At 69.1% G+C, this 13,477-nt stretch carries 13 protein-coding genes and 2 pseudogenes; 6 read left to right on the top strand and 9 right to left on the bottom strand.

The features are described 5' to 3' along the window. The first annotated feature begins 365 nt into the window (after nucleotides 1-365). A complete protein-coding gene (locus ABZ851_RS14275; protein ID WP_361126143.1) occupies nucleotides 366-1,061 on the top strand; it encodes a hypothetical protein in 696 nt (231 codons plus the stop codon). Between the two features lie 95 nt (nucleotides 1,062-1,156). Here the strand turns inward: ABZ851_RS14275 and ABZ851_RS14270 are convergent, their stop codons facing one another. Continuing rightward, nucleotides 1,157-2,068, bottom strand: coding sequence for a LysR family transcriptional regulator (locus tag ABZ851_RS14270; RefSeq protein WP_361126140.1), 912 nt, complete (start codon nucleotides 2,066-2,068; stop codon nucleotides 1,157-1,159). A 108-nt stretch (nucleotides 2,069-2,176) separates the two neighbouring features. Here ABZ851_RS14270 and ABZ851_RS14265 point away from each other — a divergent pair, with 108 nt between their 5' ends. The 3 genes from ABZ851_RS14265 (at nucleotide 2,177) to ABZ851_RS14255 (ending at nucleotide 6,043) form a co-directional block, all read left to right on the top strand. After that, nucleotides 2,177-3,022: an oxidoreductase gene (locus tag ABZ851_RS14265; RefSeq protein ID WP_361126137.1), complete on the top strand. Its 846-nt coding sequence runs from the start codon at nucleotides 2,177-2,179 to the stop codon at nucleotides 3,020-3,022. A 34-nt stretch (nucleotides 3,023-3,056) separates the two neighbouring features. Further along, the gene (locus ABZ851_RS14260; protein ID WP_361126134.1) at nucleotides 3,057-3,569 is read left to right on the top strand and encodes an MFS transporter; all 513 of its coding nucleotides are present in this window, start codon (nucleotides 3,057-3,059) and stop codon (nucleotides 3,567-3,569) included. Between the two features lie 287 nt (nucleotides 3,570-3,856). Next, on the top strand, nucleotides 3,857-6,043 hold the full coding sequence (locus tag ABZ851_RS14255) for a SpoIIE family protein phosphatase (RefSeq protein ID WP_361126131.1): 2,187 nt from the start codon (nucleotides 3,857-3,859) through the stop codon (nucleotides 6,041-6,043). 30 nt (nucleotides 6,044-6,073) lie between these two features. Here ABZ851_RS14255 and ABZ851_RS14250 read toward each other — a convergent pair whose 3' ends face one another. The 7 genes and pseudogenes from ABZ851_RS14250 to ABZ851_RS14220 all read right to left on the bottom strand — a co-directional run. After that, nucleotides 6,074-6,367: a hypothetical protein gene (locus ABZ851_RS14250; RefSeq protein WP_361126128.1), complete on the bottom strand. Its 294-nt coding sequence runs from the start codon at nucleotides 6,365-6,367 to the stop codon at nucleotides 6,074-6,076. Nucleotides 6,368-6,631: 264 nt separating this feature from the next. Beyond that, on the bottom strand, nucleotides 6,632-7,150 hold the full coding sequence (locus ABZ851_RS14245; protein WP_361126125.1) for a DedA family protein: 519 nt from the start codon (nucleotides 7,148-7,150) through the stop codon (nucleotides 6,632-6,634). Continuing rightward, entirely contained in the window at nucleotides 7,147-7,881 is a 735-nt protein-coding gene (locus tag ABZ851_RS14240) for a methyltransferase (RefSeq protein WP_361126122.1), read from the bottom strand. The genes ABZ851_RS14245 and ABZ851_RS14240 overlap by 4 nt, the downstream gene beginning before the upstream one ends. Before the next feature lie 854 nt (nucleotides 7,882-8,735). Further along, nucleotides 8,736-9,725: a glycine betaine ABC transporter substrate-binding protein gene (locus tag ABZ851_RS14235; protein WP_361126119.1), complete on the bottom strand. Its 990-nt coding sequence runs from the start codon at nucleotides 9,723-9,725 to the stop codon at nucleotides 8,736-8,738. Further along, nucleotides 9,725-9,973, bottom strand: a pseudogene (locus ABZ851_RS14230) (ABC transporter permease); the annotation flags it as partial. The pseudogene ABZ851_RS14230 and the gene ABZ851_RS14235, both read right to left, overlap by 1 nt. Before the next feature lie 185 nt (nucleotides 9,974-10,158). Then, nucleotides 10,159-10,827: an ABC transporter permease gene (locus ABZ851_RS14225; RefSeq protein ID WP_361126116.1), complete on the bottom strand. Its 669-nt coding sequence runs from the start codon at nucleotides 10,825-10,827 to the stop codon at nucleotides 10,159-10,161. Nucleotides 10,828-10,888: 61 nt separating this feature from the next. Further along, a pseudogene (locus ABZ851_RS14220) lies at nucleotides 10,889-11,047 on the bottom strand (Lrp/AsnC family transcriptional regulator); the annotation flags it as partial. 334 nt (nucleotides 11,048-11,381) lie between these two features. On the opposite strand from ABZ851_RS14220, the gene ABZ851_RS14215 reads away from it, so the two are divergent. Further along, nucleotides 11,382-11,960 (top strand): GNAT family N-acetyltransferase, encoded by a 579-nt coding sequence (locus ABZ851_RS14215; RefSeq protein ID WP_361126113.1) that lies wholly within the window; start codon nucleotides 11,382-11,384, stop codon nucleotides 11,958-11,960. 86 nt (nucleotides 11,961-12,046) lie between these two features. On the opposite strand, the gene ABZ851_RS14210 is transcribed toward ABZ851_RS14215, so the two are convergent. Next, complete coding sequence (locus ABZ851_RS14210) at nucleotides 12,047-12,631, bottom strand: helix-turn-helix domain-containing protein (RefSeq protein WP_361126110.1); 585 nt, start codon at nucleotides 12,629-12,631, stop codon at nucleotides 12,047-12,049. A 104-nt stretch (nucleotides 12,632-12,735) separates the two neighbouring features. Between ABZ851_RS14210 and def the strand changes: the two genes are divergently transcribed. Next, on the top strand, nucleotides 12,736-13,398 hold the full coding sequence (gene def, locus ABZ851_RS14205; protein WP_361126107.1) for a peptide deformylase: 663 nt from the start codon (nucleotides 12,736-12,738) through the stop codon (nucleotides 13,396-13,398). Nucleotides 13,399-13,477 lie beyond the last annotated feature (79 nt).

Raw genomic sequence — 13,477 nt, 5'->3', positions numbered from 1 at the left:
TGGATCGAACCGTTCACGCCATGCGCGGACGACCAGTTCGGCATCCGGGACCTTGACGATGAGGCCCGTCTGGCCTCCTGAAACCTGCTGGTGCCGTCGTCGTCCGTCATGAGACGGCATGCTGCCATTTCAGAGGCCGACGGCAGCACTCAGTCCCTGCGACCCTCAGCGCTCCCTGATGCCGCGCACAGGACAACGCACCACCAACTCCGAGAGTGAGCGACGCCGCCACCTGAGGTACGACTCACGGCTGATCAAAGGGCGGCGTAAGCGGTGCAGTTGCGTGCAACTACCAGGCCGCCTGGTGAGTCTGACTCGCGTAAGGACCGCCACATTCCCCCCACAACTACATAAGGAGCATCCGTATGCGCAGAATTCTTGCCAGTTCCGCAGTTGTTGCGCTGACCGCCTGTGCTCTCACCGCCTCCCCCACCCAGGCGGCGACGATCACCACGTCCGGCGTCGGTTGGAAGCTCACCAGCCAGCTCGGTGTTACCAGCCTCAGCCCCAGCAAGACGTACACCCTCACCTTCGCCACCGAGACGATGCGAAAGCGGTACACCCCACTCCTCGCCCCCGCCGTCGCCCAGATCAACGCGGCCGGTGTCCACCTGAAGGTCGGCGGTGTGGAGCCGGTCAACCCGGCCAAGTGCGGGCCCGCGTATCACGTGCAGATCACCGAGCTGTACCGCCCGTTGGGTCGTGCCGGATTCAGTCAGGGCATGCCCTGCCCCAATCCCCCGAAGGGCGTTGGCATCGGCGGCATCGTCGCCATCGACTCCGAGTACTGGACCGGCTTCCCCATCCCGGTGCACATACTGCGCAACACGCTGGTCCACGAGCCGCTGCACGCACTCGGCCTCGATCACCCGAACACCGCTGACAAGGCCGGCAAGCTGATCGACTACAAGTGCGTGGCCACCAGTTACGGCAACATGCCGATCATGTGCAGCCCCAACGGCGGCTACAAGGCGGCCACCAGCATGGGCCACCTCACCGGGTACGACCTCAACGGGCTGAAGGCGTTGCTGGCCAACGCCCGGGCGCAGGGCATCAAATAGCCCGCCACGTCATCATCCCTTGCAGCCACGGCGAGAGTTGACTTCCCTCGACGTGCGCCGGACCTTCACTCCATGCGCTACGGGGACGGCTCCGTTCAGGATGCGCCTCCCGCCTTTGCCGCGGCGTCCAGGTAGGCCACCACCAAGGGCCGCTCGTCGTCCCGGCGGGCGGCTACCGCCAGGCGGGAGGGGGAGATGCCCCGGACCGGCACGGCGATCACCCCGTCCCGGACGACCAGCGGGGCGTTGCCGGTGGCCAGAAGTGCCACGCCCTGGCCGTTGGCGACCGCCTCGTAGGTCTCCTCGGCGCTGCCCACCACCCCGCCTATCAGCGGTGGGCGCCCCTCCCGGGCGTCCAGGGCCAGCCAGTAGTCCCGCAGCGGGCCGGCCTCGGAGGGGAGGGCGAGGAACGGCTCGTCGAGGAGAGCGGTGAAGTCCACCTCCCCCTCGCCGTCGGCTGCGGCCCGCGCCGCCAGGGGGTGCCCCTGCGGCAGTGCCACAAGGCGTGGCTCCTGAGCCACCACCGCATGCCGGTAGCGGTCGCCGTCCGGCAGCGGCAGCCAGACGAAGGCGACATCGCTGGTTCCGTCCGCCAACCCGGCGGTGGGATCCGCCCAGTTGACCTGTCGCAGGACGGGTCGTGCGTGCGGATGCCGGGAGACCAGCCGGGTGCGCAGTGCGGGCAGCAGCCCGCGGCCCGGGCTGGTGGACATGCCGATCACCAGGGTGTGCAGCTCGGCGGCCCTCGCCTCCTCCACCGCCGTCTCGGCTGCCTCCCACGCGGCCAGCATCCCGTGGACGTGCGGCAGCAGGGCCTCCCCCACCAGGGTCAACCGCACCACCCGCCGGTCCCGATGGAACAGACGCGCGCCGACCTGCTTCTCCAGCATCCTTATCTGCTTGCTGAGCGCGGGCTGGGAGACGAACAGCCGCTCGGCTGCCCGGGTGAAGTTCAACTCCTCGGCGACTGCCGCGAAGTAGCGCAGGTCGCGCCCGTGGACATCCATAACTCATGGCTATCACAACAGGTCTTGGACGTGGTCCCGAATCCCGGCGAAGGATGGGAGCTGTCGGCGGGCAGCTCCCGCACAGCAGTTGGCCAAGGAGACGAAGAGATGACCGAGAACGGCAAAGTCTGGCTGGTCACCGGGGCGAGCAGCGGTTTCGGGCGGGCCATCGCCGAGGCCGCGATCGCCGCCGGTGACACGGTGATCGGCACGGCCCGGCGGACCGAGGCACTGGCCGACCTGGTCACCGCGCACCCCGACCGGGTGGAGGCCATCAGCCTGGACGTTACCGACGGCGAGCGGATCGACGCGGTGGCCGCTGACGTCCTGGCACGCTACGGCCGGGTGGACGTGCTGGTGAACAACGCCGGGCGCACCCAGGTCGGGGCCTTCGAGGAGACCACCGACCGGGAGCTGCGCGACCTGTTCGAACTGCACGTCTTCGGCCCGGCGCGGCTGACGCGGGCGCTGCTGCCGCAGATGCGGGAGCGGGGCAGCGGATCGATCGTGAACATCAGCAGTTTCGGCGGGCAGCTGTCCTTCGCCGGGTTCTCCGCGTACAGCGCGACCAAGGCGGCGCTGGAGCAGCTGTCGGAGGGCCTGGCCGACGAGGTGGCGCCGTTCGGCATCAAGGTGCTGATCGTGGAGCCCGGCGCGTTCCGCACCAACCTGTTCGGCAAGGGCGCGGCCTACTTCTCCCAGGAGCATCCCGCGTACGCGGAAAAGGTCGGCGCCACCCGGAAGCTGCTGCAGGACGGCGACGGCACCCAGCCCGGGGACCCGGCCAAGGCCGCAGCGGCGATCCGGCTGGCCCTGGATGCCGAGGAGACCCCGCTGCGGCTCGCCCTCGGCGGCGACGCGGTGGACTTTCTCGTGGGGCACCTGGACTCGGTGCGGGCCGAGCTCGCCGTGTGGGAGAAGGTCTCTCGAGGAACGGACTTCGCCCCTCAGTGACGGTCCGGGGCCAGGTGGGGCGACACAGGATGGCGTGGGGCGACGCAGGGCTGCGCGGGCAGAACCCGTCCGTCAACACGCCGGGGGCGCACCTCTACCAACCGCCCTGGTCGCGGTGGTGAACCTGGCCTCGGCGAAGCTGGCGGCGCGGTTCGGCCCGCGGGTGCCGATGGTGGCAGGACAACTGGTCGGGACGGCCGGGCTGCTGGCGCTGCTCGGGGTCGGTGCGCACACCGACGTGTGGGCGGTGGCGGCGCTGATGGTGCCGGTCGGCCTCGGCGGGGCACTGGCCGTGCCGGCATTGACCGCCATGCTGCTCGACGCGGTACCCGCGGACCGGGCAGGCACCGCATCCGCCGTGCTCAACACCGGCCGCCAGGTCGGCGGAGCGATCGCGGTGGCGGTCTTCGGAGCACTGCTGGCGGGGGCGGACACGTTCCTGGCCGGAATGCGGTGGAGCATGCTGCTCGCGGCGGCCGGACTCGTACTGACGGCAGGCGCGACGCTCACGCTGCCGCGGGCCGGGCGCCGGGGCGGGAAGGCGTGAGGCGTGAGGCTTGCTGCGGGCCGGGTCCGTGCCCGTGGTGCGCCTCGGGCTCGGGCCAGGGCCGGGAACCCCTGCGGCCCCCGCCGGCGCACGGGCGCTGGTGAGCGCAGGACGCCGGCACAGGATGCCGGCGCCGGTCGCCGGCGCGGAACGCCGGCAGCAGCCGACAGTGCGACGACTCCGCAGGCCGGTGAGACCCTGGAGTCAGGAGCGTCTGACGCGACCTGGAAGCCCCAGGGCGCCCGGGCGGGTCAGGTGCTGCTCCCACAGACGACGGTGTAGTGCACATGGAAACCTCCGACAGCGATACCTCCGACAGCACAGATGCAGCCGGCCGTGGCCCGGGGCCGCGGGACGAGTGGTGGCATGCGAACCCGCCGATGCTGGAGCGGATCCTCGCCCTCTCCCCGGCGGGTATGGCCGTGCTGGACCGGGACCTGCGCTTCGTCTGGGTCAACGAGGCTCTGGAACAGCTCGGGGGTCTCCCCCGTGACCAGCGGCTGGGCAAGCGGCTGCGGGACGTGCTGCCGCTCTTGGACCTCACGCTGGATGCCCAGGGGATCGAGTCGCGTACGCGGGAGGTGCTCGATACCGGCCGGCCCCTGGTCGACCACCTGCTGCGAGGCGGCACCGAGGCGCATCCACACCGGCCGCACGCCTACTCACTCTCCATCTTCCGGCTCCACGACGCCGCGAACCGGGTACTGGGCGTCTCCTTCATCGTCCTCGACGTCACCGACCGCTGGCGGGCCCGGGAACGGCTCGCCCTGCTGAACGAGGTCGGGGCACAGACCAGCAGCACCTTGGACGTCATGCACACCGCGCAGACCCTGGCCGACATCAGCGTGCCGCGACTGGCCGACTTCGTCGCCGTCGACCTCCTGGAATCGGTGATACGCGGCGACACACCGCGTCCCGGGACTCCCCTCCATGCGCCGCAGCTGCGACGTGCGGGCCAGCAGTCGATCCACGAAGGTGTTCCCGAGTCGGTCGCGGCGACCGGGCAGGCCGTCAGCTTCCATCCCGACTCACCCGAAATGCAGTGCATGCAGGACGGGCGCTCCCGCCTGGAGGCCATGCCGGGCGCGTCTACCAGCAGCTGGTTCGCCACCGACCCGGCCCGGACCGCGAAAATCCGGGAGTTCGGTTTCTGCTCCCTCATACTCGTCCCGATCCGCACCCTCGGCGATGTCCTGGGCGTCGTCAGATTCATCCGCTGGCAGCTGCGCGACCCCTTCGAGCAGGACGACCTGCTGCTCGCGGACGAGGTCGTGGCCCGCGCGGCGGTGAGCATCGACAACGCCCGCCGCTACACCCGGCAGCACAGCACCGCCCTGGCCCTGCAGCGCAGCCTGCTCCCGCGCAGTCTCACCGGCGGCAGCACCCTCGATGTCGCCTGGCGCTACCTGCCCGCCCATGCCTCCGACGGCGCGGGCGGCGACTGGTGCGACGTGATACCCCTGTCCGGCGCCCGGGTGGCCATGGTCGTCGGAGACGTCGTGGGCCACGGGATCGACGCCGCGGCCACCATGGGACGGCTCCGCACCACCGTCCGCACCCTGGCGGACATGGACCTGCCTCCGGACGAGTTGCTGGCCCACCTCGACGACCTGGTACTGCGTCTGATCGACGAGGAGCAGGCCGCCGACCCGTCACTGACCCCCGCCGCGCTCGGCGCCACCTGCCTGTACGCCGTATATGACCCGGTCACCCGCACGTGCACCATGTCCCGCGCCGGCCATCCCCCCGCCGCCGTCATCACCCCGGACGGCTCGGTGACCTTCCCCGACCTGCCTGCCGGGCCTCCGCTCGGCCTGGGTGCCCTGCCCTTCGAATCCGCCGAGGTCGACATCGTCGACGGCAGCGTCCTCGCCCTGTACACCGACGGCCTGATAGAGACGCGCGACCAGGACATGGGACTGGGTCTTTCCCGGCTGCGTACCGCGCTGGCCTCCCCCGGCGCCCAGCTCGACGAACTCTGCGGAACCGTCCTGAACGACGTCCTCACCGGCCGTCCCGACGACGACGTCGCACTGCTCCTGGCCCGCACCCACGCCCTCTACGAGGACCAAGTGGCCACCTGGAACCTGGCCTCCCACCCGTCGGTCGTCGCGGACGCCCGCTCCCTGACCGCCGACCGTCTCGCCGCCTGGGGACTGGACGACCTGACCTTCACCTTCGAGCTGATCGTCAGCGAGCTCGTGACCAACGCCATCCGCTACGGCAACGGACACCTCCGGCTGCGCCTGATCCGGCAGGACGCCCTCATCTGCGAAGTCTCCGACGCCAGCAGCAGCTCACCACGCATGCGCCACGCACGGACCACCGACGAAGACGGCCGCGGCCTCTTCCTCGTGGCGCAACTGGCCCACCGCTGGGGCACTCGCTACACGACCGACGGCAAGATCGTCTGGGCAGAGGAACACCTGCCGGAGAACGGCGATCGGCATCGGCATCGGCATCGGGCGACCTGACATCCCGGCGAACGGCGCGAGCAACGACCGTCAAGCACCTGAGCCGGCGCTCAGGTCTGCACTGAGCCGCAAGCAGTGGACATCTCCGGAGTGGGCCGCTTCGACCTCGGTCGTCGAGTCGTCTTCGAAGCGCAGGGTGAAGAACGGACCGGCGTCGATGAGGAGTTGAAGGCTGTCCGCGGCATCGTCGTCGAACGCGGGTGAAACGACGGCGTTCCAGGCTGTGTCGCCGAGAACGGGCGTAAGCCTGACGGGTATGCGGGCCAGACAGGTCGAGGGGTTGGCCCACCACTCCAGGTGGGCGTTGCTTTCGCAGGCGTTCATCTCGTGAGGGTATGCGCCACGGCATTTGCGGAGGCATGAATCGGGCTGTCGTCTCAGTCCCTCGTCGTCTGCCTCAGTCCCTCGTCGTCTGCCTCAGCCCCTCGCCGTCTGACTCACTCCCTCGCCGTCCCTGATTCCCAGTCGGCTTACCAGGGCAGTGGCACCGTGCACTCTGCGCTCGTCGGCGCGAAGGCCTCCGGCACCGGGCCGTCGCAACAGGACAGGGCCCCGGGGCGGGCGGCTCTGACACCTATGGCCTTCCGATCACGGGGAGAGGTGCTGCAGAGAGAAGGCCGCCGTGTAGCCCGCGCCGCTTTCGGCGCTCGCCCAGGCGACCGAGGCCAGCGCACTGTACGGGGCGATATGACGGTACGGCAGGCCAACGACGCCGGCCAGGTGTGGGGCGAGGGTCCGCATCACCGGCACGAAACGAAAGACCAGGAGGGTTTGGCCGGCGCGCTTGTTCATGAGGGTTTCGGCTCGCTGCCACGCCGAGGCAGGAATGCGACGGCCGACTTTCCCAGTACGGAGGCGATTGCCCAGCAGGTAGCCGGTTCGATGGCCAAGCGCGTCCCCGATCACGACAGCGCCTGCGGCGACCACGATGACCCACAACAGATTCATGCTGCCGGCACGGGCCAAGGCTCCCGCGGTGAGCATGAGCGCGAGAGTGGGGATGAAAGCACCCACCAGCAAAACGGACTCCGCAATGATTGCCGCGGCCAGCACCGTGTAGGCGGTCGCAGGCGGAATCTGACCGAGCAGACCGGGGAGGTCATTCATCGCACTATGCCCGGCTGGGCGGTGGTCAATACACCGGCGGTTTCGACCGCTTCGAGGGGGCGACGAAGTTGCCACACCTGCGCGGGTGGCAGATTTCCCCATACGGTCCAACAGCCGGTCGCGTAACGGTGGTGATACCGGTTCAACAGATCTTTGACGTCGCGTTGGCGGCGGGCCTCCGGACGGGAGGTCAGAAAGGTACGGACGAAGCGACTGCCGCGATAGGAAAAGTAGGTGAGAGTGCCCCCGGGACGGAGCAGGTGAAAGTAGTGATGCATGATCTCGTCAACCTGCCGGGGGGAGAAGTTGGAGAACGGCAGGCCGGAGACGATCACGTCATAGCGGCGGTCGGTGGTGAGCTGTTCGACACACACGTTATGTACGCGTACTTGCTCCTGCTTTTCCTGCAGATGCGGGTAGCCGCGAACCAGGCGACGCAGGTGTGCGGCAAAATGGGCATTGGCTTCCACGATGTCCAGACGGCTCCCCCGAGACATCCGGGGAAGCAGGACACGTGTGACCGAGCCGGTACCCGCTCCGACTTCCAGAACTTCCGATATCCGTGGCGCCTGTTCCCGCAAGGGGGCAGCCAGCAGGTCGGCCAGCGACTTGCTGCTGGGGGCGATGGAACCGACCGTGCGATGATTTCGTATCGATTCAACCAAGAAAGCCCAGCCCTCGGTCGAGCGCTGAGTCCGGGCGTGGCTGTGCGGGGCGCTTTTTTCATTCATGAGAAAAGGAAATACCTGTGAGTGTGCGAGGCAGCCATGTGCATCAGCCGCCATTTACGGGCAAGGGGATCGGGCCTTGATGACAAGAGGGCTAGAGCTCTTGGTCGACGAAAAGCTTCGTCTTTACCCTGCCGTCATGGGCGGGTCTTGGGGTGCACTCCGGCAGATGCATCATCCGGCGGGAATGCAGCGGCCGACTACGAGTTTCCGCAACACCGGCCGTGGTCGTGGGTCGTGGCCGGTCAGTGCAACCAGGGCGCGAGGAGGTAGATGGCGGCCATGGCATCGGCGGGGACCGCACGGCGGGTTGAGGGGGTAGCGGGGAAGGGCGGGGCACCCTGTAGGGCTGCCATGGGGGGCATGCGAACTCCTGGCTGCTGGACAAGTGGCGGAGGCTTCAACGTCCCCATCCTCGAATGCACAGGTCAGTACCGTCCTCCCCCACAGGGACCCAAAGACGGACTGCACTGAAGTGCCACGACTGTCCCCCACGTCATACTCCGGGGGGACAGCCGCCCGCCCCGGGAGCTACGGGTTCGTCGAGAACAGCTGGTCGTGACGGTCGTACTGGTCTTCGGAGGTGAGCGACGCGATCACTTGCAAGTTCCGGACCGGTCTTCAGTATCCAGCTGCCGGTGACGCACGTATGGCAACTGACGGAGCATCTCCAACCAGCCACGCGGGTGGCCCGGCGACGAACGAACCGCCTGGGTTTGTCATCACCATGATCCGAGTGACGCGCCCTAGGTGTGCTGTTTGCTGTCCCGGGACGCTGAGCCCTCCGGACGGCAGCGTCGACGCGAGCGGCAGGGGGCTCTCCTCCCGCTCGTCGTACGCTCGCGCGGATCCGTCTGTCAGCCCTCCCGGATGAAGCCCTCCCGCACCAGCCAGTCCTTCGCCACCTCGTGCGGGTCCTCTCCGTCCACGTCCACCCGGGCGTTCAGCCGCTGGGCCTCCGCCCCCGTCAGCCGCTTGGTGATCGGGGCGAGGAGGTCGGCGATGGCGGGGTACTTCCTCATCGTGGCGCTGTTCATCTCGGGTGCCGCGTTGTAGTTGGGGAAGAAGTGCCGGTCGTCCTCCAGCACCTTCAGCTTGAGTTCGGGAATGCGGCCGTCGGTGGTGGCCGCCACGCCGAGTGCGCAGGCCAAGCCCTCGGCGACCTGGGTATAGACGACGCCGTCGTCCATCTTTTTGAAGTTCCCGCGCCGGAGGGCGAATCCGTACGTCTTCGCCACGCCGGGCAGGCCGTCCTCGCGCACCGAGAACTCGCTTCCGCCGCAGATCGTCGCCGCACCCGGCTCCTTCTTCGTCAGACGTGCCACGTCGGAGAGTGTGCGCAGCCGGTACTTCTGTGCATTCGCCTGGTTCGCGACCAGCGCGTAGGTGTTGTTGAGCGGGGCGGCGGGCAGCCAGGTGACGCCGTTGCGGCGGTCCTCCTCGCGTACGGCCTCCCACTGCTCGTACGGGTTGACGACCCGCTTGGTGTGACCGAGGTAGGTGATCCAGGCCGTGCCGGTGTACTCGTACATCCCGTCCGCCGCACCGGACTTGACCGCCTCGCGGGCACCGATCGAGCCCTGGATGTTCGTCCGGTCCAGGACTTCCGCGCCGGCCGCTTTGAAGACCAGCCCCATGATCTGTCCCAGGATGATCTGTTCGGTGAACTCCTTTGAGGTCACGGTCAGTTGGGCGCCTGCCAGCGGTCGTCCCTTCCCGATGGAGCCGGGCTGCACCGAGTCGGCCAGCGGGCTGCCGCTGGTCAGCCCGCAGCCACTCAGCCCTGCGACGGCGAGCAGCAGGGCGCCCGCCCCCGCGACGGCCGTCCGTACCTGGGCCAGGCGCATCAGTCCTCCTCCAGGCCGTGTGGGCGTAGCAGCAACTCGCCGAGCGTCCCGAGCCAGTCCATGATCAGTGCCCTGGCGACCTTCAGTACGGAGCCGAGCACCAGCACCGGCATGCGCTGGTTGGTGATCCTGGAGGAGACCAGGCCCCCGAGTCCTCCTCCTATGCCGAAGGTGGCCGGCGTCGCGGTGCCGGCGTTCAGCACGAGCGCGGTCCGTATGCCTGCCGGCAAGGATCACGGTTGCGCCAGCCGCTTCGTCCCGGGTCACGACCTCCACGGCCGGGGCTTGGCTGTCCGGATGGCATTTGGTGAGGTGGTCCAGCCAGATAGTCGCGCTGACGGCGGCCAGCCGGTCGGGCCCGGCGGACCGGGTGGATCCACCGGGGCCCGCGGCGCCGGACGTCGGGGAGGTCGGTTCGACGGTTTCGGCAGAGTCAGCCACGGATCCCCCGTGAGATGGTGAGCCGTCCGAGCAGCACGTAGCCGGCGTCGAACGGCAGGACTGGGACGACTAGGCCGTGTCCGCAAAGTCCCGCCTGGCTCGCGACGCTCCCCCAGCTAACGCCGGGAGGTGCCCCCAGGCACGCACGCTCGCTGCGTTGTCGGGATCGTCCACGTAGACCCACTACGAGGACGACCCTCCGCCTTGCGAGCGCGCTCGGCATCCGGTGGCTCTGTGAGGAGCCGAGACGGAGTGAGCGCAGCGAACGCAGTGCACCAGACGCCGCGAGCCCCGCCCTCCGGGCGAACGACGGGACTTTGCGGGCACGACCTAGGGCCGGGGCGGCGCCGCGCAACCCGACGGCCGCGTCACGGACCACCGGCAGCAGTCCGTACAGCGTCAGCGCGATGACGGCCGGCGCGACGCCGAGGCCCACGACCGGGACGAGCAGGCCGAGGAGAGCCAGGGAGGGGATGGTGAGGATGCTTGCGGTTATGGTGATCGCGAGGTTTTCCGCCCATTCGGTGCGGTAGGTGAGGACGCCGATCAAGACCCCGAGCACCGTGGCGACGACCACGCACGGGAAGACGGCGCCGACGTGCTGATAGGCGCCCACCAGCAGCTGCTGGCAGCGGATGCCCAGGTACTCCCAGAAGGTCACTTCTCGGTTCCTCCCTCAAGGCCGGTCCTCCAGCGGTCAGCGGTCCATACGGCGCCTGCCGCGACGCCTGGCGCACCAGTGGAGTGATCCGGAGCGGCACCGGATTCTCCAACGTGATCGCCGTCGAGGCCCGCACCATGCCGTCGAATCCCGCCATCCGGTCGATCGCACCGTCCAAGTCGGCATTCGAGAGTGCCACCGAACGGCACAGCATGTCACCACCCCGTCAGCGGCGAGGAGCACTTGGGCCTCGCCCGACGGGAGTGACATCACGGACTCAGCGGACGCGCACTGCTCGCCAACCGCTGACCCACCCGGGCATCCGACGTGACTCCCCGGTGGTGAGGGGACGGCACCGGGTCGGAGGGATGCTTGGTGTTCGTGACAGGTCGATAGACACGGATGACGGCGTCGCCGGCACGCGGGGCGGACGAAAACGGCTGGACCGGGAACGTAGGCGGCCGGGTAGGGCAAGAGGCGGATAGGTCGCGCATTCGGAGCCGAGGCGTGGGCGGGCCCGGCAGGATGCCGGGAGGGATAACCCAGGTGGCCGGATGGCCGGTGCCGCCCAGGCAGAAGACCCGATGCCACCAAGCGCGCCGGCCCGGGCCCCGAAATGTGTGGCAGCGGCAGCAGCCACCGGCCAGGATGGCGACGTGATCCGGATTCGCACCGCTTGTGCAGGCGATGTTGCCCTGCTCGCGGGCCTCAACCACATCGTTCATGACCTGCACACACAGCACCGTCCCGACCTGTTCGTCGACTCTCCGGAGGGGGATGGCGTCGAAGCCTTCTTCCGCGCTCGGATCGCCGATCCCTCCGTCACGGTGCTCCTCGCCGACGGTGCGGAAGGCACCGCCCTCGGATACGCTCTCGCCCGGGTCAAAGACCGGCCCGGCACCGCTCTGACGCACTCCGAGCTCATCGTGTCGCTGGATCAGATCGCCGTGGTCCCCGAAGCCGCCCGTAGGGGTGTCGGGGCCGCGCTGCTCGAAGCCCTACGTGAAGTGGGGCGCGCGGCAGGGTGCCGACGCCTCGTCACGGACGTCTGGCACTTCAATGCGGACGCTCGTGAGTTCTACCGGCCCGCAGGCTTCTCCCCCACGACCGTGCACCTGGACCAGCAGCTCTGACGTCGAAGCCGAAGTCGACGCCCGCCCGTCCCGGGCCGGGGCAACAGTGCGGGCCACGAGCCCGGCCGCGGAGGGGCCTCGGCTTCTCAGTCCTCGTCCGCGGCGTCCGCGTCGTCCGCCTGGTGGGGAAGCAGAGGGAACAGCCGAGTGATCAGAGCGACCGGCCGGGCGCCCTCGGGGCGGGCCAGAGGACGGTGGTCGCGGTCCTGGTAGGGGGCGAGTGCGCCTCGGATCACCGCTGCCATCCGGTTCATCTCCTCGGGTGTCAGATAGGCGACGGCACTGAACGCTTCATCGCGGCGCCACTCGGCCGGTGCCTGTTCTCGCTGGTCGAGCCAGTGCTGCCAGCTCTCGTCCTCCAGGCCGCGGGCGAGAGCGCCGAAATCCTCCGCGGACGGGGCGGGCGCGGCAGCCGGGCGGCGCAGGCGCCAAGGACGTGCGCGGCCTCCCCGGTGAGGGGCTTCTTCGATGTGGCCGTGGCGGGCGAGCTGCCGTAGGTGGAATGAGCAGAGTCCGGAGCTGTAGCCCAGCCGGGCGGCCGCTTCGGTCGCCGTGACGACGCCGACCTCGGCGAGCAGGTCGAGCAGGGCGGTGCGGACCTCGTGTTCGCGCAATTCCTCACCGGCGGTGGAGGGGTGGCCGGTCGGGCGGTCGACGTCTTCTTCAGTCACTTTGCAAAGTCTGCTACTTTGCAAAGGACTTCGCAACCAGCCGTATCCCGCGCCGACTTCGACTCGTCGATGCCGCCTTGACTCCACACGAAGGAAATCCCACGATGTCTCTTCCTCACGAGCAGCCTCGCGCCACCGACCGGCGGGTCCGTGTCCAGGGCGTGCCGGTGGGTTCCTATCCGGCCCTGCCCCCGGAAGCCGGGCGGGGCTCGGTACGCCGGATCACGAGGGTGGGTGAAGAAATCCTCAGCCGCCGATGCCGCGAGGTGACCGAGTTCGGCACCTCCGAGCTGTCGGCGCTGATCGACGACATGTTCCTGACCATGTGGGTGGCCGACGGTGCCGGCCTGGCCGCCAATCAGGTCGGGGTCGACCTGCGGCTGTTCGTGTACGACTGCCCGGACGACGACGGAGTCCGGCACGTCGGCCACATCCTCAACCCCGTGCTCGACCAGCCCGAGGCCGGCCACCGCCGGCTCGTCGACGACTTCGAAGGGTGCCTGTCCGTGCCCGGTGCTGCCATGACGGTCCCGCGGACCGATCGTGCCGTCGTGCGTGGCGTCGACAAGGACGGCGCTCCCCTCGTGATCGAGGGAATGGGGTACTTCGCCCGGTGCCTGCAGCACGAGACCGATCACCTCCTCGGGCACACCTATCTCGACCGGCTCTCCCGGCGGGACCGCCGCGACGCACTGCGGCAGATGGACGACCGCTGCGCGGACGTTCTCGCCCGACGCGACCTCAAGGCCGCCGGCCTGGGCCGGTGAGCCAACCGGCAGCCGGCCCGCACGTAACCCCGTCGCAGAAGGGCCCGATGGGCCTACGGGCTGTCCGAAGCAGCCTGCT

Origin of the sequence: Streptomyces sp. NPDC047049 (assembly GCF_040643995.1) — a bacterium.
In the GTDB taxonomy this organism is placed as follows: Bacteria; Actinomycetota; Actinomycetes; order Streptomycetales; family Streptomycetaceae; genus Streptomyces; species Streptomyces mooreae.
Note: the sequence above shows the minus strand (reverse complement) of the source record. Positions and strands in the feature narration are given on the sequence as shown.